Origin of the sequence: Pseudomonas sp. NBRC 111139, assembly GCF_001753955.1 — a bacterium.
GTDB lineage: Bacteria > Pseudomonadota > Gammaproteobacteria > Pseudomonadales > Pseudomonadaceae > Aquipseudomonas > Aquipseudomonas alloputida.
Window position 1 is genome coordinate 55059 of sequence record NZ_BCBP01000018.1, and the last position, 25356, is coordinate 80414.

Consider the following 25356-nt stretch of genomic DNA (forward strand, 5'->3'; position numbering starts at 1 on the left):
GGCTCTCTGCGGAGGCGTCGGCGTGATAAACACATGAGGTGATAGCGATGCGTATCAGCATCTTTGGTTTGGGTTATGTGGGTGCAGTCTGTGCAGGCTGCCTGACGGCGCGTGGCCATGAAGTGATCGGTGTGGACGTGTCCAGCACCAAGATCGACCTGATCAACCAGGGCAAGTCGCCCATCGTCGAACCTGGCCTGGAAGCACTGCTGCAACAGGGCATCGCCAATGGCCGCCTGCGCGGCACTACCGACTTCGCCGAAGCCATCCGTGCCAGCGATGTGTCGATGATCTGCGTGGGCACCCCCAGCAAGAAAAACGGCGACCTGGGCCTGGAGTACATCGAGTCCGTGTGCCGCGAAATCGGCTACGTGCTGCGTGACACCACCCGCCGTCACACCATCGTGGTGCGCAGCACCGTGCTGCCTGGCACCGTCAAGAACGTGGTCATCCCGATCCTGGAAGATTGCTCGGGCAAGAAGGCCGGTGTCGACTTCGGTGTGGCGGTCAACCCGGAATTCCTGCGTGAAAGCACCGCCATCAAGGACTACGACCAGCCACCGATGACGGTCATCGGCGAACTGGACAGCGCCAGCGGTGACATCCTCCAGGCCCTGTACGAAGAACTCGACGCCCCGGTCATCCGCAAGCCGATCGAAGTGGCCGAGATGATCAAGTACACCTGCAACGTATGGCACGCCACCAAGGTCACCTTCGCCAACGAAATCGGCAACATCGCCAAGGCGGTGGGCGTCGATGGCCGCGAGGTGATGGACGTGGTCTGCCAGGACAAGGTCCTCAACCTGTCCCAGTACTACATGCGCCCGGGCTTCGCCTTCGGCGGCTCTTGCCTGCCCAAGGACGTACGCGCCCTCACCTACCGTGCCGCCAGCCTCGACGTGCGGGCACCGCTGCTCGACTCGCTGATGCGCAGCAACGAATCGCAGGTGCAGAACGCCTTCGAGCTGATCGAAGCCCACGACAAGCGCAAGGTCGCCCTGCTGGGCCTGAGCTTCAAGGCCGGCACCGACGACCTGCGCGAAAGCCCGCTGGTGGAACTGGCCGAGCGCCTAATCGGCAAGGGCTACCAGCTGGACATCTACGACGAGAACGTCCAGTACGCCCGTGTTCACGGCGCCAACAAGGACTACATCGAGTCGAAGATCCCGCACGTGTCGTCGCTGCTCAACGCCAACTTGCAGCAGGTGATCGACAACGCCGACATCATCGTCCTCGGCAACCGTGACGAGCAGTTCCGTGCGCTGGCCCTGCAAGCGCCAGCCGGCAAGCAGGTGATCGACCTGGTCGGTTTCATGAACAAACCGACCAGCACTACCGCCCGTACCGAAGGCATCTGCTGGTAAGTGCCCGGCCGGGCAGCGATGAGGCACTCGACAAGAGCCGCCTCCTCGCTGCCCACCCTTTCCCGAATTCTCGACGGATGCTGAACATGCAAAGGCTCCAGACAGTGCTGTTGCAGTGCGCCGGGTGGCTGCTCTACATGAGCCTGCTCATGCTGATCGCCCTGGCCCTGCCAGCTGATATCTTCGACTCGCAGTCGAAGCACTTCATCTTCCTGGTCGGCGCAGTCGGCATCTGGCGCTACTCCATGGGCGCCACCCATTTCATCCGCGGCATGATCTTCCTCTACGGCGTGTACCCGTACCTGCGCCGCAAGGTGCAGAAAATGGGTAACGCCACCGACCCGTCGCATGTCTACCTGATGGTCACCAGCTTCCGTATCGAAGCGCTGACCACCGCCCAGGTATACAGCTCGGTGATCCGCGAGGCGATCAACTGCGGCTTCCCCACCACCGTGGTCTGCTCGCTGGTGGAAATGTCCGATGAACTGCTGGTGAAGAGCCTGTGGGCCAAGTACAACCCGCCGGCCCACGTGAAGCTGGACATCGTGCGTATCGCCGGTACCGGCAAGCGCGATGGCCTGGCCTACGGCTTCCGCGCCATCTCGCGCATGCTGCCGGACGAGAACGCCGTGGTGGCGGTAATCGACGGTGACACCGTGCTGGCCGACGGCGTGGTGCGCAAGACCGTGCCGTGGTTCAAGCTGTTCTCCAATGTGGGCGGCCTGACCACCAATGAATTCTGCGAAGTGCGTGGCGGCTACATCATGAGCGAGTGGCACAAGCTGCGCTTCGCCCAGCGCCACATCAACATGTGCTCGATGGCCCTGTCCAAGCGCGTGCTTACCATGACCGGGCGCATGTCGATGTTCCGCGCCAGTGTGGTGACCAACCCCGAGTTCATCGCCGACGTCGAAAGCGACTCGCTGATGCACTGGCGTCTGGGCCGCTTCAAGTTCCTTACCGGGGACGACAAGTCCAGCTGGTTCAGCCTGATGCGCCTGGGCTACGACACCTTCTACGTGCCGGACGCCGCCATCAACACGGTCGAGCATCCGCCGGAAAAAAGCTTCCTCAAGGCCAGCCGCAAGCTGATGTACCGCTGGTACGGCAACAACCTGCGGCAAAACTCACGGGCACTGGGCCTTGGCCTGCGCCGCCTGGGGCTGTTCACCAGCATCGTGTTGTTCGACCAGCGCGTGTCGATGTGGACCAGCCTGCTGGGCCTGACCGTGGCGGTGATCGCCAGCCTCAAGTTCGGCATGGCCTTCTTGCTGGTGTACCTGCTGTGGATCGGCATCACGCGCCTGATCCTCACCATCATGCTGCTGTGCTCCGGCCACAACGTAGGCCCGGCCTACCCGCTGATTCTCTATTACAACCAGATCATCGGCGCGCTGATGAAGATCTACGTGTTCTTCCGCCTCGACAAGCAGTCGTGGACGCGTCAGCCCACTGCCCTCAAGCGTGACCTCGCCAGCTTTCAACAATGGTTCAACACCTGGTCCTCGCGGACCATGACCTTCTCGGCTGCCAGCATCTTCGTTGCTGTGCTGTTCATGGTCGTGTGAGCCCAACCCGGATCGGATCTAACAGGAACAAACCACCATGAATACCGCCGTGAACGTCAATGTCGTGCATGAGTCCGAAGCCCAGCGCCAACACGCCCGGGTGCGCATTCCCGCCAAGCTGCGGTTCCTGGACGCCCAGCGCCAGGTCCACGAAGTCAAGGTCGAAGACCTTTCTGCCGGCGGCCTGAGCTTCCACGCCAAGCAACCGCAGTCGGTGGGCGATGTGCTGCGCGGGCGCCTGCAGTTCGTGGTCGACAACCTGGGCCTGTCGATCGACATCGAGTTCCAGGTGCGCTCGTACAACCCGGACAATGGCCGTATCGGTGCGCAGTTCCAGAACCTTGAACCTCGCGACATCGCCACGTTGCGGCACATCATCACCAGCCACCTGTCGGGTGAGCTGATCAGCATCGGCGACGTCCTCAGCACCCTGCAGCGTGACAACTTCACCAAGGCGCGCAAGCAGAAGGACGGTGGGTCGGGCCTGAGCGCCTTCGGCCGCTTCAAGGCAGTCACCGTCACACTGGGCGTGTTCGTGGTCGGCGTTGCGGCCTTCGGCTTCGTCGCCAAATCGTTGTATGGCATGTATTTCGTCAGCCACGCCGAAGCCGGTGTGGTCGCAGTGCCAACCACCAACGTCACCATGCCGCGCGACGGTACCGTAAGCAGCCTGGTCGAAAGCGGTGGGCAGATCGCCAAGGGCGCGCCACTGGCCAGCTTCACCACCAGCATGCTGGACATGCTCAAGGGCAACCTTGAAGACGCACAGCTGGAGCCGGCGAAGATCGAGGAGCTGTTCGGCAAGCAGCTGTCCGGCACCCTCACCAGCCCCTGCGATTGCGTGGTCGCGCGCCAGTTGGTGGACGACGGCCAGTACGCCGCCAAGGGCCAGCCAATCTTCCAGCTGATCCCACGCACCACCAACCCGATGGTCGAGGCGCGCTTCAGCTACCGCCAGTTCGACGAGGTCAAGCCGGGTACCCGGGTCAACTTCCAGGTGGCCGGCGAAGACGAAGTGCGCACCGGCCAGATCGTCAGCAGCGCCAGCCTCAACAGCGAAGACCTGTCCTCCGACATCCGCGTGCAGATCAAGCCAGACAGCGGCCTGCCCGCCGAACTGGCCGGCCGCCCGGCCTCGGTCAACAGCGACCGTGGCCCCTCGCTGAACTGGCTGATCGACAAAGCCGTGGCCCGTGGCCTGTGAGGGACGGACAATGATCTCTGATACCTACAAGGTCCGCGTGAACCTGGGATTGTGTGCACTCGCCGCCGCCATCACCCTGGCCGGCTGTGCCGGCCTGCCCGACCAGCGTCTGGCCAACGAGGCCATGAAGCGCGGTGACACGGCATTGGCCGAGCGCAACTACAAGGCGCTGGCCGACCTGGGCTACAGCGAAGCGCAAGTTGGCCTTGCGGACATCAAGGTGGCCACCCGCGACCCCTCGCAAATCAAGGAAGCCGAAGCCACCTATCGCGCTGCAGCCGCCACGTCGCCACGCGCCCAGGCGCGCCTTGGCCGCCTGCTGGTGGCCAAGCCGGACAGCACCCAGGCCGAGCGCGAAGAAGCAGAGACCCTGCTCAAGCAAGCGGCCAGTCAAGGCGAAAGCAACACCCTGATCCCACTGGCGATGCTCTACCTCAGCTACCCGCAGAGCTTCCCCAAGGTCAACGCGCAGCAGCAGATCGACCAGTGGCGCGCCGCCGGCAACCCGGAAGCGGGCCTGGCCCAGGTGCTGCTGTACCGCACCCAGGGCACCTATGACCAGCACCTGGGCGAAGTGGAAAAGATCTGCAAGGCGGCGCTCAACAGCACCGACATCTGCTACGTCGAACTGGCCACCGTGTACCAGAAACGCGGCCAGGCCGACCAGCAAGCCGCCCTGCTCGGCCAGCTGAAGGCCGCCTACGCCCGTGGCGCAGTGCCGGCCACCCGTGTTGACAGCGTGGCCCGCGTGCTGGCCGACCGTAGCCTTGGCCAGACCGACGAAAAAACCGCCAAGGACCTGCTCGAGCAAGTAGCCCCGGCCAACCCGGCGTCCTGGGTCAGCCTGGCACAGCTGGTATACGACTTCCCCGAACTAGGCGACACCGACCAGTTGATGGCCTACATCGACAAAGGCCGCGAAGCTGAACAGCCACGCGCCGAACTGCTGCTGGGCCGCCTGTACTACGAAGGCAAAACCCTGCCAGCCGACGCTCAAAAAGCCGAGCAGCACCTGCAAGCCGCTGCCGAAGCCGGTGAGATCAGCGCCCATTACTACCTGGGCCAGCTTTACCGCCGCGGCTACCTGGGCAATGTCGAGCCGCAGAAAGCCGTCGACCACCTGCTGGCCGCCGCCCGTGGCGGGCAGAACAGCGCCGACTATGCCCTGGCTCAGCTGTTCAGCGAGGGCCACGGCATCCGCCCGCAACCGGGCAACGCCTGGGTGTTCGCCCAGCTGTCGCAGGCCAACCCGACGCCGCAATCAGCCGAACTGCTGCAGCAGCTCGACCAGCAACTGACACCTGACCAGCGCAACCAGGCCCAGCAACTGCTGGACCAGGAAAAGCGTGCACGCGGCAGCCTGGCGCAGGGCGCGAATAGCACCCTGGCCCTCGAAGCCCTGCAAGACGACGAAAAAGAAGTAGACGGTGAGGACTCGCTATGACGCTCAATCCCTTCGTGAAAGCCGGCATCGGCCTGAGCTTCGCCCTGCTGTGGTCCTGCCCGACCCTGGCGGAAATGACCGCTGAAAAAAACTTCGGCCTGGACGTGAAAATCACCAGCCAGTCGGAAGACGACCGTGACCTGGGCACCCGCTCTGGCGGCGATGTCAACGGCCTGGGCCTGGATCTGCGCCCGTGGGTGTACGGCGAGCGCGGTAACTGGAGTGCCTACGCCATGGGCCAGGCGGTCGCTGCGACCGACACCATCGAAACCGACACCTTGCGCCAGAACGACGATGGCACCAGCACCGACACCGGCGACGACAGCCGTCAACCAGACAAAAGCTACCTGGCCATGCGCGAGTTCTGGGTCGGCTACAGCGGCCTTACCGCCTACCCAGGCGAGCAACTGCGCTTCGGTCGCCAGCGCCTGCGCAGCGACGATGGCATGTGGCGCGATACCAACATCGAAGCGCTGAACTGGACCTTCGATACCACCTTGCTCAAGGCCGACCTGGGCGTCGCCCAGCGTTTCAGCGAATACCGCACCGACCTCACCGAACTGGCGCCGGAAGACAAGGACCGCACCCACATCTACGGCAACGTCGCCACACAGTGGACCCCTGGCCACTGGGTTGGCCTGCGCGCTCACCACACACATGACAGCGGCAGCCTGAAGAACCCCGGCGAAACGGTCGACGCGCTGGACAAGACCCGCACTGGCGACCTTACCTGGCTGGGTCTGGAGGCCAACAGCGACGCCTACAACTGGCGCAACGACCACACCGTGAATTACTGGGGCAGCGTCACCTGGCTGACCGGTGACCGCGACAAGCTGAGCACCCAGCAGGTGGGTGACGATCAGGTCGCCACCGGCAAGCAGAGCGGTGACGTCAACGCCTGGGCAACCGACCTCGGTATCCGCCTGCGTCTGGACCCGCAATGGCAGGTCGGCGCTGCGTACGCCCGCGGTAGCGGCGGCGGCGGCGATGACGGCTCGAACAACTTCGAGCAGACCGGCCTGGAGAGCAACCGCTCCAACTTCACCGGCACCCGCTCGCGTGTGCACCGCTTCGGCGAAGCGTTCCGCGGCGAACTGGGCAACCTGCAGGCCGCCACCCTGTTCGCTTCGTGGCAGCTGCGTGACGACTACGACGCGAGCCTGATCTACCACAAATTCTGGCGGGTCGATGGCAACCAGAACATCGGTTCCAGTGGCATCAACGCGGTGGTCAACGACAACGGCGTGAATCGCCCGCTGGTCGATGGCGAAAAAGACCTCGGCCAGGAAATGGACGTGGTCGTGACCAAGTACTTCAAGCAAGGCCTGCTGCCGGCTTCGATGAGCCAGGCCATCGACGAGCCGTCAGCCCTGGTGCGCCTGCGTGCCGGAGTATTCAAGCCGGGCGACGCCTACGGCAAGGAAGCGGACTCGTACATGCACCGCGCCTTCGTCGACGTCATCTGGCGCTTCTGAGGCTGGTAGGGGACTGACCGTGATGAACCTTCACCCGCACTTACGCCACAGCCTGTTGGCCAGTGCCTTGCTGCTGGCAAGCGGCCTGGCCACTGCCGCAGAGCCCCAGGTGATCGCCAAGGAGCTGCAGCAGGCCAAGACCTATACGGTGGCCAGCGCACCGATCGAGCCGCTGCAGATGGACCCGCCAAAGCTGCCCGACCTGACCGGTTTCACGGCCGAGGCGGTGCAGAAGAAAATCGACCGCCGCCACAAGGGCAAGGTCAGCCTGCGCCGTATGTTCCAGGAGGACACCCTCAAGGAGTTCGTCGGCGGCGACAACAAGGCCGCCGAGTGGGTGCAGCGCCAGCACGGCATCCCGCAGGCGATCTTCGTCGATGACGGCCATGTCGACCTGACCGAGTTGAGCAAGAAGGTACCCAAACAGTACTTCAGCGAAGTCGAGCCTGGGGTTTACCTGGCCCGCCTGCCGATCGTGGTCGGGCAAAAGGGCATCCTCGAGATCGACGGCAAGGTCAAACAGCTGCGCCTGTCCCAGGAGGGCGGCGCATTTCTGGTCAATGACGGCAAGCTGTTCGTAACCGATACCCAGGTGACCGGCTGGCGGGAAAAGGACAACGGCCCGGCGACCTTCCGCTCGCCCAAGGAATTCCGCCCGTTCCTGCTGTCGTGGGGCGGTACCGAGACCTATATCGTCAATACGAAGATGGCCAGCTTCGGCTACGCCAAGTCCAAGTCGTATGGCGTGAGCATCTCGCAGTACACGCCGAACATGGCCAAGCGCATGGGCCGCCCGGAGCCCACCGGCTGGATCATCGGTTCGGAGTTCAGCGACATGTGGTACGGCTTCTACTGCTACGAAACCCAGGACTTCGTGATCAAGGACAGCACCTACCGCGACAACATCGTCTACGGCATCGACCCGCACGACCGTTCGCATCGCCTGATCATCGCCGGCAACACGGTGTACGGCACCAAGAAGAAGCACGGCATCATCGTTTCGCGTGAGGTCAACGACAGCTGGATCATCAACAACAAGAGCTACGACAACAAGCTCTCGGGCGTGGTGATCGACCGTAACAGCGTCAACAACCTGGTGGCCTACAACGAGATCTACCGCAACCACACCGACGGCATCACCCTGTACGAAAGCGGCGACAACCTGATCTGGGGCAACAAGCTGGTCAACAACCGCCGCCACGGCATCCGCGTGCGTAACAGCGTGAACATCCGCCTGTACGAAAACGTCGCCATGGCCAACGGCCTGGTCGGCGTATACGGCCACATCAAGGACCTGTCCGACACCGACCGCGACATCGCCCTCGACCCGTTCGACACCAAGGTGTCGCTGATCGTGGTGGGTGGCGAGCTGTCGGCCAACGGCTCCGGCCCGCTGTCGATCGACTCGCCGCTGTCGGTCGAGCTGTACAAGGTGTCCATGCTCGCCCCACGCAAGGCCAGCGGCATCAGCCTCAATGGCGTGCTGGGCGAGCGCCAGGACGAAATCCTCGACCTGCTGGTACGCCAGCAGAAGGCTGTGCTGATCGACCCGGTCGAACGCCAGACCGAAATGATCGATTAAGGAAGCCCAGACCATGACTCCACACCTGATGAAACTGCTGGGCCTGTCCGCCGCCCTTCTGGCAATCAGCCAGGGCGTGCGCGCCGAAGACGTCAAGGCCCCGACCTTCAACGCCGAGCCCTGCTGCCAGTTGTGCCCTGAAGCGCACGATGCCAGCCGCTACACCACCCGCTATCAGCAAAACTTCACCACGCTGGTGCAGGCCCAGGGCGACTGGCTGTTCCGCACCCGTGAAGACCTGCGCACCGAGTTCAACACCACCCCGGCCGGCTACAAACGCCTGCAGCAAGTGCACGACGCGTTCAAGAAACGTGGCGTGGAACTGGTGGTGGTGTACCAGCCGACCCGCGGCCTGGTGAACCGCAACATGCTCAACCCGGCCGAAAAAGCCGCGTTCGACTACCAGAAGGCCCTGGGCAACTACCAGGCCATGCTCAAGCGCTTCGCCAGCATGGGCTACAACGTGCCCGACCTGTCACCGCTGACCAACGAGCAACTGGCCGCCGCTGACCAGGGCAAGGACTTCTACTTCCGTGGCGACCAGCACTGGACGCCGTACGGTGCCGAGCGCGCGGCGAAGATCGTGGCCGACACCGTGCACAAGATGCCGGCCTTCGAAGGCATCCCGCGCAAGGCATTCGAGACGAAGAAATCCGGGCGCATGGGCAAGACCGGCACCCTGCACAACGTTGCCGGCCAACTGTGCGGCACCAGCTACGCCGTCCAGTACATGGACCAGTTCGCCACCGAGCCGAAAGGCTCGAGCGGTGGCGACGACCTGTTCGGTGACAGCGGCAATGCGCAGATCACCCTGGTCGGTACCAGCCACAGCGGCAAAAACTACAACTTCTCGGGCTTCCTCGAGCAATACATCGGCGCCGACGTGCTCAACGTCGCCTTCCCAGGCGGCGGCCTGGAAGGGTCGATGATCCAGTACCTGGGCAGCGAGGAATTCCAGAAGAACCCGCCGAAGATCCTGATCTGGGAATTCTCCCCGCTGTACCGCCTGGACCAGGAAACCATCTGGCGGCAAATCCTTGGCCTGCTCGATGACGGCTGCGATGACCGCCCAGCCCTGATGAGCGCCAGCGCCACCCTCAAGCCTGGCAAGAACGAGCTGATGGTCAACGGCAAGGGCGGCGTGATCAAAGACCTGATCAACCGCAACCTGCAGATGGACGTCAAGTTCGAAGACCCCTCGGTGAAGGTGTTGCAGGCCACCCTCTGGTACCTCAACGGCCGCCATGAGGACATCAAGCTGGAAAAACCGGAAACCTCCGACACCGACGGCCGCTTCGTCTTCCAGATGCGCGAAGACGAGGACTGGGCCAGCCAGAGCCTGCTGGCGTTCGAGGTACAAGGGCCGGAAAGCGGCACCCAGAAGGTCGAAGCCAAGCTCTGCAAACGCAACAACTTCGCCGTGCCTGCGCAGACCGCGCAGGCTGGCCAGTGAGGCGACCCATGACCATTTTCAAGCGAATTTCCAGCCCCGCCCTGCTCGCGTTGGCCTTGTTTGGCGGTGCCGCGCACGCCGCGCTGGTACCGCCGCAGGGTTACTACCAGGGGATCGAAAAGCTCAAGACCGGTGAGGGTAACTTCCGCTGCGAAGCGGCGCCCAAGCCATACACCGGCCCGCTGCAGTTTCGCAGCAAGTACGAAGGCTCGGACAAGGCACGGGCAACGCTCAACGCTGCCTCGGAAAAGGCCTTCCGTAAGTCGACCGAAGACATCACCACGCTTGAAAAAGGCGTGAGCAAGATGGTCGGCCAGTACATGCGCGACGGCCGCCCGGCGCAACTCGACTGCACCCTGACCTGGCTGGGTACCTGGGCACGCGCCGGTGCATTGCTGTCCACCGACTACAACCATACCGGCAAGTCGATGCGCAAATGGGCGCTGGGCAGCATGAGCGGTTCATGGTTGCGGCTGAAATTCTCCAACTCGCAGCCGCTGGCGGCACACCAGGCCGAGGCCGACCTGATCGAAAAATGGCTCAACCGCCTGGCCGAGCAGACTGTGCGTGACTGGAGCGACCTGCCGCTGGAAAAGATCAACAACCACAGCTACTGGGCGGCCTGGTCGGTCATGGCTACCGCCGTCGCCACCGACCGTCGCGACCTGTTCGACTGGGCCGTGAAGGAATACAAGGTGGGCGCCAACCAGGTGGATGACCAAGGCTTCCTGCCCAACGAAATCAAGCGCAAGCAGCGCGCGCTGGCCTATCACAACTACGCCTTGCCGCCGCTGGCGATGATTGCCAGCTTCGCCCAGGCCAATGGCGTCGACCTGCGCGCCGAGAACAACTTCGCCTTGCAGCGCCTGGGTGAAGGCGTGCTGGCCGGCGCCCGCGATCCCAGCCACTTCAAGGCGCGCGCGGGCAAGAAACAGGACATGACCGACCTCAAGGTCGACAGCAAGTACTCCTGGCTCGAGCCCTGGTGTGCGCTGTACCACTGCGTCGGCGACACGCTTGAGCGCAAGCACGACATGCAGCCGTTCAACAGCTTCCGGCTGGGGGGCGATGTGACCCGGGTCTATGACCCGAGTGCAGAGCGTAAAAAGTAACACCATCCCTGTAGGCGCGGGTTTACCCGCGAAGAGGCCGGGCCTGCCATCTGCGGTGCCTTGTGCCGGCCTCATTCGCGGGTAAACCCGCTCCTACGGGGGACTAGGTATCTCCCACCATTTCGTGGGGGGTTTGGGGGGCGCTTTGCCCTGGATGCTGTGAACAAATTAGGAGAACCGGGATGGTCTTCTCGTCCAACGTGTTCCTGTTCCTGTTCTTGCCGATCTTCCTCGGCCTGTACTACTTGAGCGGGCAACGTTATCGCAACCTGCTGCTGCTGGTCGCCAGCTACATCTTCTACGCCTGGTGGCGGGTGGACTTCCTGGCACTGTTCGCCGGCGTCACCCTGTGGAACTACTGGATCGGCCTGAAAGTCGGTGCCGCCGGTGTGCGCACCAAGCCGGCGCAGCGCTGGCTGCTGCTCGGCGTGGGTGTCGACCTGGCGATCCTCGGCTACTTCAAGTACGCCAACTTCGGCGTCGACAGCCTGAACGCGATCATGACGTCGTTTGGCCTGGAACCATTCATTCTGACCCACGTGCTGCTGCCGATCGGTATCTCGTTCTACATCTTCGAGTCGATCAGCTACATCATCGACGTATACCGCGGTGACACCCCAGCTACCCGCAACCTGATCGACTTCGCAGCGTTCGTGGCGATTTTCCCGCACCTGATCGCAGGCCCTGTGCTGCGCTTCAAGGACCTGGTCGACCAGTTCAACAACCGCACCCACACGCTGGACAAGTTCTCCGAAGGCTGCACCCGCTTCATGCAGGGCTTCATCAAGAAAGTGTTCATCGCCGACACCCTGGCCGTGGTCGCCGACCACTGCTTCGCCCTGCAAAACCCCACCACGGGCGATGCCTGGCTCGGCGCCCTGGCCTACACCGCACAGCTGTACTTCGACTTCAGCGGCTACAGCGACATGGCCATCGGCCTGGGCCTGATGATGGGCTTCCGCTTCATGGAAAACTTCAAGCAGCCCTATATCAGCCAGTCGATCACCGAGTTCTGGCGGCGCTGGCATATCAGCCTGTCGACCTGGCTGCGCGACTACCTGTACATCACCTTGGGCGGTAACCGTAAAGGCACCTTCAATACCTACCGCAACCTGTTCCTGACCATGCTGCTGGGCGGCCTGTGGCACGGTGCAAACTTCACCTACATCATCTGGGGCGCCTGGCACGGCATGTGGCTGGCCATCGAGCGCGCGCTGGGCCTCGACACCAACCCGCAGCGTTTCAACCCGGTGAAGTGGGCCTTCACCTTCCTGCTGGTGGTAGTCGGCTGGGTGATCTTCCGCGCCGAAAACCTGCAGGTGGCCGCCCGTATGTACGGCGCCATGTTCAGCTTCGGCGACTGGCAGCTGTCGGAGCTCAACCGCGCCCAGCTCACCGGTCTGCAGGTGGCCACCCTGGTTATCGCCTACCTCACCCTGGCGTTCTTCGGCTTGCGCGACTTCTACCGCAATGCCAGGCCGACGCCCAAGGCGACCCCGGTGCAGGTCAACGCTGACGGCTCGATCGGCCTGGACTGGACCCGGGTGATGACCCGCGCACTGATCCTGCTGCTGTTCGTCGCCTCGATCCTCAAGCTTTCGGCGCAAAGCTACTCGCCGTTCCTTTACTTCCAGTTCTGAGGTTGATGACCATGACCCGGACATTACGCATCACCTATTCCCTGTCGTTCCTCGGCCTGCTGGTCGGCATGGGCGCCTGGTCCACCGGTGGCCTGCAGAGTTTCCAGCGCACCGAGCAGATGACCCTGCTCAACGGCAAGCTGGCCAAGGCCGCCGAGACCCACTACGACGCCGAGTTCCCGATCAAGCGCCTGGGCACCAACCTGTGGGCGGCCATGGACTTCAAGCTGTTCAACGAAGGCCGCCCTGGTGTGGTACTGGGCCGCGACCAGTGGTTGTTCAGCGACGAAGAATTCAAGCCCACCGCCGGTGCCGAGCAATTGATGCAGGAAAACCTGGCACTGATCCGTGGCGTACGCGACACCCTGCAGCAACACGGTAGCCAGCTGGTAATGGCGATCGTGCCGGCCAAGGCACGGGTCTACGCCGAGTACCTGGGTAAAGAGCGGCCTGCCAGCCTGCATGACGACCTGTACAACCAGTTCCATGCCCAGGCACGCCAGGCCAACGTGTTTGCACCGGACCTGATGGCACCGATGGAGCAGGCCAAGGCCCGCGGCCAGGTATTCCTGCGTACCGATACCCACTGGACGCCTATGGGGGCCGAAGTGGCGGCGCAGGCGCTGGCCGAAGCGGTCAGCCGCCAGAGCCTGCTCAATGGCGACCCACAAGCCTTCATCACCGAAGCGGGCAACACCGCCCCCTACAAGGGCGACCTGACCAACTTCCTGCCACTGGACCCCTTGTTCAGCAACCTGCTGCCGGCCCCGGACAACCTGCAGAAACGCACCACCCGGCCGGTCGATGCCGAGGGTGACGCCGGCGACGCGTTGTTCGCCGACAAGCAGATCCCGGTTGCACTGGTAGGCACCAGCTACAGCGCCAACCCGCACTGGAACTTCCTCGGCGCGCTGCAGCAGGCCCTGCGCAGTGACGTCGCCAACTACGCCGAAGACGGCCATGGCCCGCTACTGCCGATGCTCAAGTACCTGCAAAGCGATGCCTTTAAAAACGCCGCACCACAAGTGGTGGTGTGGGAATTCCCAGAACGTTATCTGCCAATGAAAAACGACCTCAGCAGCTTCGATCCGCAGTGGATCGCGCAGCTGAAAAACGCCCGTAAATCCGAAGAAAACCTGGCCTTGTCGTCCACCCGGACAGACCACTGACTGATAGAGAGGAAACGCACATGACTACCAAGACTTCCATTGCCAAAGCCCTCACCCTCGCGGCCGGCCTTTCCCTTGCTTCGATGCAGGCCTTCGCCGGTGCCGACGCCGCACTGTATGGCCCAAGTGCGCCGAAAGGCTCGACCTTCGTACGCCTGTACAACGCGACCAGCGCACCCGCCGCCGCGTCGGTCGGCAACACCCAGATCAAACAGGTTGGCGCACAGGCCAGCAGCGATTTCAGCTTCCTGCCAGGCGGCGACTACACCGCCCAGGTCGGCGGCAAGAGCGTGCCGGTCAAGCTGGCCTCGGACAAGTACTACACCCTGGTCAACAGCAACAGCGGCAGCCCGAAGCTGATCGAAGAACCACCGTTCAAGAACAAGCAGAAAGCCCTGGTGCGCGTGCAGAACCTGAGCGACCAGCAACTGACCCTGAAAACCGCCGACGGCAAGACCGAAGTGGTCAAGCCGGTGGCCGCCAACGGCCGTGGCGAACGCGAAATCAACCCGGTCAAGGTCAACCTGGCGCTGTACCAAGGAGACAAGAAAGTGGGTGACGTGAAACCCGTCGCCCTGGAGCGCGGCGAAGCCGCAGTGCTGTACGTAACGGGTTCCGGCAACGCCTTGTCGCCGGTGTGGGTAACTCGCCCCGTGGCTAGCAACTGATTCCCCTGCCTCTCAACGACTATTGGAGAAACATGATGATCCCGGTAATTCTTTCTGGTGGTAGCGGTTCCCGTCTGTGGCCTCTGTCGCGCAAGCAGTTCCCCAAACAGTTCCTGGCCCTGACCGGTGAGCACACGCTGTTCCAGCAAACCATCGAGCGCCTTGTATTCGAGGGCATGGACACCCCGATCGTGGTCTGTAACAAGGACCACAAGTTCATCGTCCAGGAGCAACTGGCCGCACTGAAGCTGGAAACCCAAGGCATCCTCATGGAACCGTTCGGCCGCAACACCGCGCCGGCCGTGGCCATGGCTGCCATGAAGCTGGTCAACGAAGGCCGCGACGAGCTGATGCTGGTGCTGCCTGCCGATCATGTGATCGATGACCAGAAAGCCCTGCAACGTGCCTTGGCCTTGGCCACCGTGGCCGCCGAGCGTGGCGAGATGGTGCTGTTCGGCGTGCCGGCGACCAAGCCGGAAACCGGCTACGGCTACATCCGTTCCAGCCAGGATGCGCTGCTGCCCGAAGGCGTGGCGCGGGTTGCGCAGTTCGTCGAGAAGCCCGACGAAAAACGCGCGGCCGAGTTCGTCCAGGCCGGTGGTTACTTCTGGAACAGCGGTATGTTCCTGTTCCGCGCCAGCCGCTTCCTCGAAGAGCTGAAAAAGCACGACGGCGACATCTACGATACCTGCGTACTGGCCCTGGAGCGCAGCCAGGAAGACGGCGATGTGCTGAGCATCGACGAAGCCACCTTCGCCTGCTGCCCGGACAACTCCATTGACTATGCGGTGATGGAGAAAACCCAGCGTGCCTGCGTGGTGCCGATGTCGGCCGGCTGGAGCGATGTAGGCTGCTGGTCGTCGCTGTGGGAAGTGCACGAGAAAGACGACAACGGCAACGTCACCAAGGGCGACGTGGTGGTTCAAGACAGCCGCAACTGCATGATCCACGGCAACGGCAAACTGGTGTCGGTGATCGGCCTGGAGAACATCGTGGTGGTCGAGACCAAGGATGCCATGATGATTGCCCACAAGGACAAGGTCCAGGGCGTCAAGCAGATGGTTAAGACCCTCGACGAACAGGGCCGCACGGAAACCCAGAACCACCTGGAAGTGTATCGCCCGTGGGGCTCGTACGACTCGGTGGACATGGGCGGCCGCTTCCAGGTCAAGCACATCACCGTCAAGCCGGGCGCCAGCCTGTCGCTGCAGATGCACCATCACCGCGCCGAGCACTGGATCGTGGTATCCGGTACCGCCGAGGTGACCTGCGACGAGAACGTGTTCCTGCTGACCGAAAACCAGTCGACCTATATCCCCATCGCTTCGGTGCACCGTTTGCGCAACCCGGGCAAGATCCCGCTGGAGATCATCGAAGTGCAGTCCGGCAGCTACCTGGGCGAGGATGACATCGAGCGCTTCGAGGATGTGTATGGGCGCACGTCCACCCCCATCGAGCGCGGCGTTTCGGTGAAGACCATCGCGCAGTAAATGCTGACTCGCCCCTGGGCTGACCAGGGGCGAGCCTGCTCATTCAACGCTCGGGGCTATGACGTAGATGTCGAATGGGCCACCCACCACCTTGAAAGGTCGCTGCAAATCATCCTCCCCTTCAAATTCGAAGGATTCAGCCCTGATGCTTGTGGCAGTCATTTCGAGTTTCCGGATACGCCCGGATTTCGCATAGCCGCCATAGGTTGTGCCGCGCTTGTGAACAAGCGCCCGGTTCGCCTCCCCCCCGATAACGACATCCCGCACGCCCGCCTGTAACTGCAGGTCGAAGTCAATGTAGACGTCCGCATCATCGGCCTGCCCCTTGTACGCATACAACCACGCGTTTTGTTCAGTGGTCCCGAAATCCACGCCCTGCGAAACGAAATCCTCTCTTTGACCCGCAAGGCTGATGACAGCCGTAACAGTGCCCTTGGCAGGCGCTTTTTTCATTTCTTGTACAGGTTTTTGCTCAACCGATGTGTCACTCATGGCCATGCTCCTTTTGATTAGGCATGGCGGAATCTAGAATGGATGTACCCTTTCCACTACTCGCAGTATTGCCAGGTCTGGCCTCTGGCATAGTTGCTCACCGGTTACCTGACCGCTGGGTTTTAGATAGGCTGTAGCCATCCCTGCGCGCGAATGAGGCGATTACGCGATGCTGATCGGTGCCCTGCTGATCCTCACCTGGCTGGTGTTGTTGTTGCGTTACCCAGCCAAGGCTCTTCCCATCTCCCTGGCGGCCGTGTTTGGCCTGGGTCTGGTGGCCTTGTTCGTGGTCTGGCAAGACAGCCGCGAAAGCAGTCGACTGGCACGCCTGGACCTGCGCCTGACCTACGCCCCCGAACACTGTCCCGCCGACCGTGCCCTGCAGGTACGCATGAAGAACGGCAACGACGTGCCGCTGACCGAACTGCGCTGGCGCGTGGCAGCGTACGCACCGGGCGATACCGTGAACCTGGCCGAGAACACCTACAATGCACCGCGATACCGAGGGCCAGGTGAATTGCAGCCGGGGGCCGAGTGGCAAGACTGCCTGCCATTGCCGCCGCTGCGTTCCGGCTATCGGCCGCAGACCCTGGAATTCCGGGTAGAGCACCTGCAAGGTACATTTGCCAATTGATGTGTTGCCTATGCCGGCTTCTTTGCGGGTCAACCCGCTCCTGCAGGGTGTAGGGGCGGGTTGACCCGCAAAGAGGCCGGCACAGGCAACAACCAATCCTCCATGACAACAGGCCCCTACCATGCCCACCGTCCTGATCACCGGTTGTTCCAGCGGCATCGGCCGCGCCCTGGCCGACGCCTTCCGCGATGCGGGCCACCATGTCTGGGCCACCGCCCGCAAGCCTGAGGATGTCGAGCAACTGAGTGCCGCCGGCTACACGGCCCGGCAGCTGGATGTAAACGACGGCGAGGCACTGGCCCGCCTGGCAGAGGAACTGCAAACCCTCGATATCCTGATCAACAACGCGGGTTACGGTGCCATGGGCCCACTGCTCGATGGTGGCGTCGACGCCCTGCGCCAGCAGTTCGAAACCAACGTCTTCGCCGTGGTCGGCGTTACCCGGGCGCTGTTCCCGCTGCTACGCCGCTCACGCGGTCTGGTGGTGAATATCGGCAGTGTATCGGGCGTGCTGGTCACGCCATTCGCCGGCGCGTACTGCGCCTCGAAGGCGGCTGTGCATGCCCTGAGCGATGCCTTGCGCCTGGAGTTGGCGCCGTTCGGTGTGCAGGTGATGGAAGTACAGCCGGGTGCAATTGCCTCGCAGTTCGCCAGCAATGCCCAGCGCCAGGCTGAGCAGGTGCTGGCGGTCGACTCGGCGTGGTGGCCTTTGCGTGAGCATGTGCAGGCGCGGGCGCGGGCATCGCAGGACAAGCCAACGTCGGCGGCGGTATTTGCCCAAGGCGTGCTGGCAGCAGTCGGCAAGTCGCCGGCGCCCGCAGTGGTACGTTTGGGGAATGGCAGTACAGCCTTGCCGCTGATGGCACGGTTGCTGCCGCGGCGGTTGCTGGACTGGGCGCTGCGCAAGCGCTTTGGCCTGCTGCGCCCGCTCTGAGTGATCGCCTGCCTGTACCCGCGAAAGGGCCGGGCCTGCAGGCCAATTTTCACCCGCCGTTCACCGTTGACGCTGCTACCGTATTCGCGGGTAAACCCGCTCCTACACAGATTGGTGGTGGACACACATCGGTGGTTGGACACAGACCGCCGTGTAGGAGCGGGTTCACCCGCGAAGAGGCCGGCCCTGCTGGCCAATCTCCACCCGCCGTTCACCGTTGCTGCCGCCACCGTATTCGCGGGTAAACCCGCTCCTACACAGATCGGTGGTGGACACACATCGGTGGTTGGACACAGACCGCCGTGTAGGAGCGGGTTCACCCGCGAAGAGGCCAGTACAGGCTGTAAAGCATCATGCCATGGACCGCGGTACCCCACCCTCCAGATGCTGCGCGTCCTCCCTAGCTGTGAGCATTCGGCAGCTGCTCGTCAAACGCCTGCCAGCCACCGCCCAGCGCCTTGTACAGCCCCACCAGCGCCTGCGACACCGCCGCCGAGCTGTCGATCCATTGCTCCTCGCTGGCCAGCAGCGCGCCTTGTACCGTCAGCACATTGAGAAAGTCCACCGCCCCTTCCACATACTGGCGCTGGGCGGTTTCCAGGGCGATACGGTTTTGCCGCACGGCCTCGGCAAGGTGATCACGGCGCAACTGACTGGCGTTGTACAGGCGTAGCACATCGTCAATTTCATGCCAGGCCCCCAGCACCACCTTGCGATAGTTCAGCGCGGCTTCCTGCTGTTGCGCCTCGCGCAGCTCCAAGGTGCCCTTGAGCCGGCCGCCCTCGAAAATTGGCAGCGACATCTGTGGACCGAAGGCGAACCGGCGCGAATCCCAGCCACCAAAATCCGACAGCTGCATCGCCTGGAAGCCGACACTGCCCGACAGGCGGATACTCGGGTAGAAATCCGCCTTGGCCACGCCAATGCTGGCAGTAGCGGCATGCAGGCGGGCCTCGGCCTGGCGGATGTCCGGGCGGCGCTCGGCCAGTTCGGACGGCAAGCCGATGGCAAACTTCTGCTGCGGCGCAGGCAGCTCGCCGCCTGGCAGCAATTCGGCCTGGAGGCTGCGCGGCGGCTCGGCAGCGAGCAGGCTGAGGGCATTGATCAGGTCATCACGCCGTGCTTCCAGGCTTGGCAGGCGCGCTTCGATAGAAGCGACCTGGGCGCTGGCCTGGGCCACATCCAGGCGCGTGGCAACGCCTTCGGCCTGGCGGTCCTGGGACAGCTTCAGGCTGTGCCGGGCGACCCTGAGGTTATCCTGCGTCACATCGAGGGTGTGCTGCACGGCACGCAGCTGGATGTAATTGCCGGCGGTTTCCGAAAGCAGTGCCAACAGCACACCGCGGCGGTCATTCTCGGCCACTTCGACCGTGGCATCGGCAGCCTCGACCTGACGCCGCACACGGCCCCACAGGTCCAGTTCCCAACCAGCCACCAGGTCGCCCTGCCAAAGGTTGAAGGCTTCTTTCCCGGCTTTGCCGGACGGATCGCTCAAGCCATCGGCGCTGTTACGAGCGCGGCTGTAACCGGCGTTCACGTCCACCGACGGTACTTCGTCGGCAGCCAAGGTACTGCGCAGGGCACGGCTTTGCAGCAGTCGCGCGCTGGCCATCTGCAGGTCGAGGTTGCGTTCGGCAACGCGCTGGATCAAAGCGCTCAGGCGGGCATCGTGGAACGTTTCCCACCAGCGCAGTTCAAGCGGTTCGGCCTGCGGCTGGCTGGCCGCTGCCTCGCCTTGCAGCGGCGCCCACTGCTGCGGGGCCTGGCTATCTGGGCGCAGGAAATCCGGGCCCAGGGTGCAACCGGTCAGCAGCACAGCCAGCAGCAAAGGGCTCAAGCGTAATCCCGGTTTCATCGCGCGCTTACCTCTTTGCCGTCCAGCTTGTCGCCACGCGTGTCGATGGTGGCTTCGACCGACATGCCCACACGCAGGCGGGTGAGCAGTGGCTGGCCATCATCGAGAACGATCTTGACCGGAATGCGCTGCACCACCTTGGTGAAGTTGCCGGTGGCGTTGTCTGGCTTGACTGCGGCGAAGGTTACGCCGGTAGCCGGGGCAATGCTTTGCACATGGCCTTGCAGGGTTTCGCCGGAGAAGGTGTCGACGCTGATGCGCACCGGCTGGCCCGGCTGTACGTGGGTCAGCTGGGTTTCCTGGAAGTTGCCGACCACATAGGCCTGCTGCAACGGCACCACCGACAGCAGGCGAGCGCCCGGGTTGACGTAGGCCCCCACGCGCAGGGCGCGTTCGCCGACCATACCGTCCACCGGCGCTGTGATGCGGGTGTAGGACAGATCGAGCTGGGCCTTTTCCAGGCCTGCTTCGGCACGCTTGAGCTGGCCATCGGCGCTGGCCACTTGAGCCGTGAGGATGTCTACCTGCTTGCGCGCCGCCACCCGCGCAGCTTGAGCGTTGGCCAGGCGAGCACGGGCTTGATCGACCGCGCTGCGCGCCTGCTGGGCGTTCTGCACGGTACCCGCGCCCTGCTCGGCAAGGCGGCTGTAGCGGTTGACTTCATGGTCGGCGAACGCCGCTTCAGCCTGGGCCGCCTTCACTGCCGCTTCGGCCTGGGCAATCAGCGCGTCCTGGCGTTCAAGCGTGGCGCGGGCATCGGCGCTTTGTGCCTGGGCTACCAGCAACTGCGCCTGCGCAGCATCCAGCGCGGCCTGGTAGTCACGCGCGTCGATGGTCGCCAGCAACTGGCCAGCCGTGACCTGCTGATTGTCTTCCACCAGCACTTGCTTGATGAAACCGGCGACTTTGGGCGCGACCACGGTGTAGTCGGCGGTCACATAGGCGTCATTGGTGCTCTGGCGGTGATCGCTGCCAAACATCCAGGGGCCGACGATGCCGGCCAGGACGGCCACGGCCAGCACCGAGCCGATGAAAAGGGTTTTGCGGTTGTTGGTCATTTCAATGGTTCTCGAAATCATCCAGGGCTCAAGCCACCGCACGCGGTGGATAGACCCGGGTAGGCACGAAAGGAATCAGGCAGATCAGGGCCACGGCGATACAGGCCAGCACCAGATAGAGGTCAGCCGAGGTCAATACCTGCGCCTGGTCGTGAATGCGCTTGGCCAGGCCAGCGGCGTTGCCGTCGACCAGCGGGGCGTTGCCCAGGCTGTCCACCAGGTGATTGGAATGGAAATGCCGGCGCAGGGTGCCAAGAACATCCAGCAGGCCACCGGCGATGACGGCGGCCAGGCCCTTGACGGTGTTGAACCAGCTGGAGGCGAACGGGCCCTCCTGCGGGGTCATGCCATTGGTGGACAGCATCAGCAATGGCAGCACTGCCATCGGCTGGCCGAACACCTGCAGCAGGTAGAACGGGTAGAAGTCGCCTCGGATCCACTCGCTGGTCAGCAGGCTGCTGCCAACACAGGACACCGCCAGCATCGCCAGGCCAATGCCCAGCACCCAGCGGCAGTCCACTGCGCGGATGTTGCACAGTGCCGCCGTCAGCGGCAGGGCGATCAGTTGCGGCATGGCCACCAGCATCATCAACGGGCTGGTCTGCGCTGGGCGGTAGCCCTGGATCTGCGCAAGGTAGGCCGACGGGATGCTGCCCACACCCGAGAGCACGATCAGCACACCGGCCAGGGTCACCAAGGCGAAACTCAAGTTGCGCCGCTGCAACAAGCGCAACTGGAAAAACGGCAACGGCTCGGACCACTCGTTGTACATGAACAACACCAGCAACAGCAGGCCACCGCCCAGCAGCCAGCAGATCAGCGGCGAGTCGAACCAACCCCAGCGGTCGCCGAGCGACAGGCCCAGCACAGTGCAACTGATGGCGGGCAGGCCCAGCAGTACGCCCCGCCAGTCGAACTGTTTGAAACGCTCCAGGCGCAGCGGGTCCTGCGGCAGCCCCCAGCCTACGCAGACCATGGCCAGCAGCGAGGGCAGGATGATCTGCCAGAACGCCCATTGCCAACCGACGTATTCGGTCCACAGCCCCGCCAGTGGCGTGCCGAGGTTGGGGCCAAAGGTGGCGGTCAGGGCGTAGCAGGCCAAGCCATAGACCTTGATACCTGGCGGCAAAAAGCGCAGGGCCACGCTCATCAACATCGGCGGCAACGCGCCAGCGGCAAAGCCCTGCAGTACACGCAGCAACATCAGGCTGTGCAGGTTGGGGGCGAACGGTTGCAGCAGGCCAAGCACGGCGAACAGACCAATAGCGCTCATGGTGAAGCGGCGCAGCGAGAAGGTCGTCGCCAGCCACGGCGCAAAGGCCATGGCCGAGACCGAAGCGGCGCTGTACACCGCCAGCAACCAGGCACCTTCGTCGGCACCGATGCCCAGGGCGCCGCGGATATCGGCCAGGGAAATCTTGGTTACCGACTCGTTGAGGCCGGCGCACAGCACAGCCAGCAATACACCGAACAACCCGACCACTACCTGCAAGCCGAACGCCGCCTGCACGGGCGCAGCCGGCGCGGGGGCGGCGGCAATGGCGGCAGACGGGGCGGACAGGGAACTCATGGGCAGACATCTCCGGCAACAAATTTGCGACTGGAGCAAGTCTAAAAAGGTCGAATGCTTACGAAAACTGACTTGTTGGCAGTTTTATATTGCGTCAAACGCAATCGGGCAACAGATGCGCACGTGCCGCCCGCCTCAAGGGTCCATCCTGCCGCACGCCTTCAACGTCTGCCGCAGCCAGCGATGGGCCGGGTCGTTATCGAACCGCGGGTGCCATGCCTGCATGACATTGACCTTTTCCAGTGGCACGGGGATCTCGAAGGACCTCAATGGCAGTTTCAGCCTGTTCACACTGTTCAGGATATTGGCGGGTATCGGCAAGATCAGGTCCGAGTCCGGCAGCGAAAACATCGCGGAGTGAAAACTCGTCGTGATCAGCGCTACCCGGCGCTCCACCTTGTAATTGGCCAGTGCCACGTCGATAGGCCCATTGGCACGGCCACGGCGTGACACGCTGATGTGCGGGTAGGCGGCGAAGCGTTCAGGGGTGATCTCGTCATCGAAAACCGGGTGCCCTTCACGCGCCAAGCCCACGAAGTAGGTGTTGAACAGGCTCTGAACCTTGATTTCGGGGCCCAGTTCAATGGCTGAACTGATGATCAAGTCGATTTGCCCATTGCGCAGCACCGCATCATCGTCGCCGCTGCCCTCCGGCACGAAACGCAGCACCGTATGCGGTGCCTGGGCCAGCATCATGCGCAACAGCTGAGCGCCATACAGGGCGATGAACAGGTCATTGGTGCGGATGTTGAAGGCACGATCCAGGTTCACCAGGTCGACATCGTCGCGACTGCGAAATACCTGCCCGGCCTGCTCCACCAGGCCATGCACCTGCTCGCGCAAGGCCAGCGCACGCGGCGTCGGCACCAGGCCACGGCCGGCCCGCACCAGGATCGGGTCACCCAGCGCTTCGCGGATACGCCCCAGGGTCCGGCTCATGGCGGCCGGGCTCAGGTTCATGCGTTGCGCCGCGCCAACCACGCTGCCCTCGTCGAGCAAGGCATCGAGGGCGACAAGCAGGTTCATGTCCGGAAGTTGCATGGCCGTTTTCCGTTACAGCTGTGGGAAATGTGATGGTATCAGGTTGATGGATTGCACCGGACGCAATGCGCTTGTGCGTGGTGGGCCATTTATTCAGGGAAAGGATTGGGTCAAGAATGATGCATGGCAGGTTCGGCCCTTTCGCGGGTAAATCCGCGCCTGCGTTGGTCTACGCGAAGAGGCCGCCCCAGCCCCCCCAAATACATCAAGGATCCCGCATGCCCAGCCCCGTCCTGATCGCCATCGACGCCTCCCCCGCATCTGCCGCCCTGCTTGCCCTCGCCCGCCGCTACTGCCGCCCGGGCGAGCACGAACTGCACGTGCTGCTGGCCATCGATTCGACCTTCGCGGTGCACGCGCAACCCGCGCCCTACACCGCCGAGGAACGGGAAGAATACCCCGCCGCCTGCGAGGAACAGCAGCATGCCGACCACGCCGTAGCCGAGGCCGTGCGCGAACTGCAGCAAGCCGGCTTCGCCAGCCAGGGCTGCATGGTGGCTGGGCTGCCAGTTGAAGCGATTGTCGCCAAGGCGCAGGAGCTGCGTTGCGAGCTGATCATCATGGGCCACCGTCACCTGTCGCGGCTGGGGCGGTTGCTCGACCCGTCGATCAGCGCGAAGGTGATTGATCGGGTCGAAGTGCCGGTGTTGGTGGGGGCAGCGAGTGCCTGAGTTGCGCGAGGTGTCGCCAAGCGGATCGGCCAGCGCGCGGGGTGCGCTCGATCGGCCTGGCGACGTATACCTCAAGGCGAACTCGGCTTCACCACCACCGTACAGGTCGTCCCCGCCGCCAGCAAAAACCCTTCCGGCACTTCATCGATGTGAATGCGCACCGGCACCCGCTGTGCCAGCCGCACCCAGTTGAAGGTCGGATTCACGTCGGCGATCAGCTCGCGGCTCTGTGGGTTGTCACGGTCGTAGATGCCGCGGGCAATGCTCTCCACATGCCCCTTGAGGCGCTCGCCGCTCATCATCTGCAATTCGGCCTGGTCCCCCACCTTCACATGCGGCAGCTTGGTCTCCTCGAAGAACCCGTAAACCCAGAACGAATTCTCGTCGACCACCGCCATCACTGCTTCGCCGGTACGCGCATAGTCGCCCTTGTGGATATTCAGGTTGGTCACGTAGCCGTCCACCGTGGCCACGATGTGGGTGCGCTTGAGGTTCAGTTCGGCAGCAGCCAGTTCGGCCAGGGCCTGCTGGTAGTCAGCCTGGGCGGAATTGGCGATGTTGCTGGCGTCGTCGCGGTTTTCCTTGGAGATCACCAGGTTGTCCATGTCGGCACGGCGCTTGGCATTGACCTTGCGCATTTCCCAGGTGGCCTTGCGCGAGGCGACCAGTGCCTTGGCCTGGTCGACGGCCAACTGGTAGTGCTCAGGGTCGATCTGGATCAGCAGGTCGCCCTTCTTCACCCGCTGGTTGTCCTTGACCGGTACATCCACCACGTAGCCGGGCACGTCGGCAGCGACGTTGATGATGTCGGCACGCACACGGCCATCACGGGTCCATGGCGTGGTCATGTAGTGCAGCCACAACTGGCGACCGATGGCCACGGCAGCGACCAGCACCAGCAGGGTGGCGATCAGGCTGAAGAACTTTTTCAT

General features: G+C 63.3%; 21 protein-coding genes. 15 read left to right on the plus strand and 6 right to left on the minus strand.

Annotated features, from left to right (window positions below; genetic code table 11):
- Window positions 1-47: 47 nt before the first annotated feature.
- The 12 genes from BJQ17_RS03875 (at window position 48) to BJQ17_RS03930 (ending at window position 16169) form a co-directional block, all read left to right on the plus strand.
- A complete protein-coding gene (locus BJQ17_RS03875) occupies window positions 48-1364 on the plus strand; it encodes a nucleotide sugar dehydrogenase (protein WP_004577139.1) in 1317 nt (438 codons plus the stop codon).
- An 86-nt stretch (window positions 1365-1450) separates the two neighbouring features.
- Window positions 1451-2932 (plus strand): glycosyltransferase family 2 protein, encoded by a 1482-nt coding sequence (locus BJQ17_RS03880; RefSeq protein ID WP_070095548.1) that lies wholly within the window; start codon window positions 1451-1453, stop codon window positions 2930-2932.
- Between the two features lie 37 nt (window positions 2933-2969).
- Window positions 2970-4136, plus strand: coding sequence for a PilZ domain-containing protein (locus tag BJQ17_RS03885; RefSeq protein WP_047604392.1), 1167 nt, complete (start codon window positions 2970-2972; stop codon window positions 4134-4136).
- 10 nt (window positions 4137-4146) lie between these two features.
- On the plus strand, window positions 4147-5580 hold the full coding sequence (gene algK / locus BJQ17_RS03890) for an alginate biosynthesis TPR repeat lipoprotein AlgK (RefSeq protein WP_003251758.1): 1434 nt from the start codon (window positions 4147-4149) through the stop codon (window positions 5578-5580).
- On the plus strand, window positions 5577-7055 hold the full coding sequence (locus BJQ17_RS03895; protein WP_070095549.1) for an alginate export family protein: 1479 nt from the start codon (window positions 5577-5579) through the stop codon (window positions 7053-7055). Before algK ends, BJQ17_RS03895 begins: the two co-directional genes overlap by 4 nt.
- Window positions 7056-7077: 22 nt before the next feature.
- On the plus strand, window positions 7078-8637 hold the full coding sequence (algG, locus tag BJQ17_RS03900) for a mannuronan 5-epimerase AlgG (RefSeq protein WP_003251754.1): 1560 nt from the start codon (window positions 7078-7080) through the stop codon (window positions 8635-8637).
- 13 nt (window positions 8638-8650) lie between these two features.
- Complete coding sequence (locus BJQ17_RS03905; RefSeq protein ID WP_003251752.1) at window positions 8651-10090, plus strand: alginate O-acetyltransferase; 1440 nt, start codon at window positions 8651-8653, stop codon at window positions 10088-10090.
- A gap of 8 nt (window positions 10091-10098) precedes the next feature.
- Complete coding sequence (locus tag BJQ17_RS03910; RefSeq protein ID WP_054889253.1) at window positions 10099-11202, plus strand: mannuronate-specific alginate lyase; 1104 nt, start codon at window positions 10099-10101, stop codon at window positions 11200-11202.
- Between the two features lie 182 nt (window positions 11203-11384).
- A complete protein-coding gene (locus BJQ17_RS03915) occupies window positions 11385-12842 on the plus strand; it encodes an MBOAT family protein (protein WP_014592311.1) in 1458 nt (485 codons plus the stop codon).
- An 11-nt stretch (window positions 12843-12853) separates the two neighbouring features.
- Window positions 12854-14011, plus strand: coding sequence for an alginate O-acetyltransferase (locus BJQ17_RS03920; protein WP_070095550.1), 1158 nt, complete (start codon window positions 12854-12856; stop codon window positions 14009-14011).
- A gap of 20 nt (window positions 14012-14031) precedes the next feature.
- Complete coding sequence (locus BJQ17_RS03925) at window positions 14032-14679, plus strand: alginate O-acetyltransferase AlgF (RefSeq protein ID WP_003251744.1); 648 nt, start codon at window positions 14032-14034, stop codon at window positions 14677-14679.
- Between the two features lie 35 nt (window positions 14680-14714).
- A complete protein-coding gene (locus BJQ17_RS03930; protein ID WP_003251742.1) occupies window positions 14715-16169 on the plus strand; it encodes a mannose-1-phosphate guanylyltransferase/mannose-6-phosphate isomerase in 1455 nt (484 codons plus the stop codon).
- A 39-nt stretch (window positions 16170-16208) separates the two neighbouring features.
- Here the strand turns inward: BJQ17_RS03930 and BJQ17_RS03935 are convergent, their stop codons facing one another.
- Window positions 16209-16661: a hypothetical protein gene (locus BJQ17_RS03935; protein WP_003251740.1), complete on the minus strand. Its 453-nt coding sequence runs from the start codon at window positions 16659-16661 to the stop codon at window positions 16209-16211.
- Window positions 16662-16830: 169 nt separating this feature from the next.
- On the opposite strand from BJQ17_RS03935, the gene BJQ17_RS03940 reads away from it, so the two are divergent.
- Together BJQ17_RS03940 and BJQ17_RS03945 are read left to right on the plus strand one after the other, a co-directional pair.
- A complete protein-coding gene (locus tag BJQ17_RS03940) occupies window positions 16831-17295 on the plus strand; it encodes a hypothetical protein (protein ID WP_003251738.1) in 465 nt (154 codons plus the stop codon).
- Between the two features lie 121 nt (window positions 17296-17416).
- Window positions 17417-18229 (plus strand): SDR family oxidoreductase, encoded by an 813-nt coding sequence (locus BJQ17_RS03945; RefSeq protein WP_003251736.1) that lies wholly within the window; start codon window positions 17417-17419, stop codon window positions 18227-18229.
- Between the two features lie 400 nt (window positions 18230-18629).
- Here BJQ17_RS03945 and BJQ17_RS03950 read toward each other — a convergent pair whose 3' ends face one another.
- From BJQ17_RS03950 to BJQ17_RS03965, 4 genes are all read right to left on the minus strand, one after another.
- Window positions 18630-20084 (minus strand): efflux transporter outer membrane subunit, encoded by a 1455-nt coding sequence (locus tag BJQ17_RS03950; RefSeq protein WP_003251734.1) that lies wholly within the window; start codon window positions 20082-20084, stop codon window positions 18630-18632.
- On the minus strand, window positions 20081-21142 hold the full coding sequence (locus BJQ17_RS03955) for an HlyD family secretion protein (protein WP_003251732.1): 1062 nt from the start codon (window positions 21140-21142) through the stop codon (window positions 20081-20083). Before BJQ17_RS03955 ends, BJQ17_RS03950 begins: the two co-directional genes overlap by 4 nt.
- Window positions 21143-21170: 28 nt before the next feature.
- A complete protein-coding gene (locus BJQ17_RS03960; protein WP_003251730.1) occupies window positions 21171-22712 on the minus strand; it encodes an MFS transporter in 1542 nt (513 codons plus the stop codon).
- A gap of 135 nt (window positions 22713-22847) precedes the next feature.
- Window positions 22848-23753, minus strand: a complete 906-nt coding sequence (locus BJQ17_RS03965; protein ID WP_003251728.1) for a LysR family transcriptional regulator — start codon at window positions 23751-23753, stop codon at window positions 22848-22850.
- Window positions 23754-23971: 218 nt separating this feature from the next.
- Here BJQ17_RS03965 and BJQ17_RS03970 point away from each other — a divergent pair, with 218 nt between their 5' ends.
- The gene (locus BJQ17_RS03970; protein WP_003251722.1) at window positions 23972-24424 is read left to right on the plus strand and encodes a universal stress protein; all 453 of its coding nucleotides are present in this window, start codon (window positions 23972-23974) and stop codon (window positions 24422-24424) included.
- Window positions 24425-24495: 71 nt separating this feature from the next.
- On the opposite strand, the gene BJQ17_RS03975 is transcribed toward BJQ17_RS03970, so the two are convergent.
- Window positions 24496-25356: an HlyD family secretion protein gene (locus tag BJQ17_RS03975; protein WP_012053682.1), complete on the minus strand. Its 861-nt coding sequence runs from the start codon at window positions 25354-25356 to the stop codon at window positions 24496-24498.

What these genes read in the sequence shown, in the direction of transcription:
- BJQ17_RS03875 (WP_004577139.1), top strand. Translation starts at nt 48, where the DNA reads ATGCGTATCAGCATCTTTGGTTTGGGTTATGTGGGTGCAGTCTGTGCA.
- BJQ17_RS03880 (WP_070095548.1), top strand. Translation starts at nt 1,451, where the DNA reads ATGCAAAGGCTCCAGACAGTGCTGTTGCAGTGCGCCGGGTGGCTGCTC.
- BJQ17_RS03885 (WP_047604392.1), top strand. Translation starts at nt 2,970, where the DNA reads ATGAATACCGCCGTGAACGTCAATGTCGTGCATGAGTCCGAAGCCCAG.
- algK (WP_003251758.1), top strand. Translation starts at nt 4,147, where the DNA reads ATGATCTCTGATACCTACAAGGTCCGCGTGAACCTGGGATTGTGTGCA.
- BJQ17_RS03895 (WP_070095549.1), top strand. Translation starts at nt 5,577, where the DNA reads ATGACGCTCAATCCCTTCGTGAAAGCCGGCATCGGCCTGAGCTTCGCC.
- algG (WP_003251754.1), top strand. Translation starts at nt 7,078, where the DNA reads ATGAACCTTCACCCGCACTTACGCCACAGCCTGTTGGCCAGTGCCTTG.
- BJQ17_RS03905 (WP_003251752.1), top strand. Translation starts at nt 8,651, where the DNA reads ATGACTCCACACCTGATGAAACTGCTGGGCCTGTCCGCCGCCCTTCTG.
- BJQ17_RS03910 (WP_054889253.1), top strand. Translation starts at nt 10,099, where the DNA reads ATGACCATTTTCAAGCGAATTTCCAGCCCCGCCCTGCTCGCGTTGGCC.
- BJQ17_RS03915 (WP_014592311.1), top strand. Translation starts at nt 11,385, where the DNA reads ATGGTCTTCTCGTCCAACGTGTTCCTGTTCCTGTTCTTGCCGATCTTC.
- BJQ17_RS03920 (WP_070095550.1), top strand. Translation starts at nt 12,854, where the DNA reads ATGACCCGGACATTACGCATCACCTATTCCCTGTCGTTCCTCGGCCTG.
- BJQ17_RS03925 (WP_003251744.1), top strand. Translation starts at nt 14,032, where the DNA reads ATGACTACCAAGACTTCCATTGCCAAAGCCCTCACCCTCGCGGCCGGC.
- BJQ17_RS03930 (WP_003251742.1), top strand. Translation starts at nt 14,715, where the DNA reads ATGATCCCGGTAATTCTTTCTGGTGGTAGCGGTTCCCGTCTGTGGCCT.
- BJQ17_RS03935 (WP_003251740.1), bottom strand. Translation starts at nt 16,661, where the DNA reads ATGAGTGACACATCGGTTGAGCAAAAACCTGTACAAGAAATGAAAAAA.
- BJQ17_RS03940 (WP_003251738.1), top strand. Translation starts at nt 16,831, where the DNA reads ATGCTGATCGGTGCCCTGCTGATCCTCACCTGGCTGGTGTTGTTGTTG.
- BJQ17_RS03945 (WP_003251736.1), top strand. Translation starts at nt 17,417, where the DNA reads ATGCCCACCGTCCTGATCACCGGTTGTTCCAGCGGCATCGGCCGCGCC.
- BJQ17_RS03950 (WP_003251734.1), bottom strand. Translation starts at nt 20,084, where the DNA reads ATGAAACCGGGATTACGCTTGAGCCCTTTGCTGCTGGCTGTGCTGCTG.
- BJQ17_RS03955 (WP_003251732.1), bottom strand. Translation starts at nt 21,142, where the DNA reads ATGACCAACAACCGCAAAACCCTTTTCATCGGCTCGGTGCTGGCCGTG.
- BJQ17_RS03960 (WP_003251730.1), bottom strand. Translation starts at nt 22,712, where the DNA reads ATGAGTTCCCTGTCCGCCCCGTCTGCCGCCATTGCCGCCGCCCCCGCG.
- BJQ17_RS03965 (WP_003251728.1), bottom strand. Translation starts at nt 23,753, where the DNA reads ATGCAACTTCCGGACATGAACCTGCTTGTCGCCCTCGATGCCTTGCTC.
- BJQ17_RS03970 (WP_003251722.1), top strand. Translation starts at nt 23,972, where the DNA reads ATGCCCAGCCCCGTCCTGATCGCCATCGACGCCTCCCCCGCATCTGCC.
- BJQ17_RS03975 (WP_012053682.1), bottom strand. Translation starts at nt 25,356, where the DNA reads ATGAAAAAGTTCTTCAGCCTGATCGCCACCCTGCTGGTGCTGGTCGCT.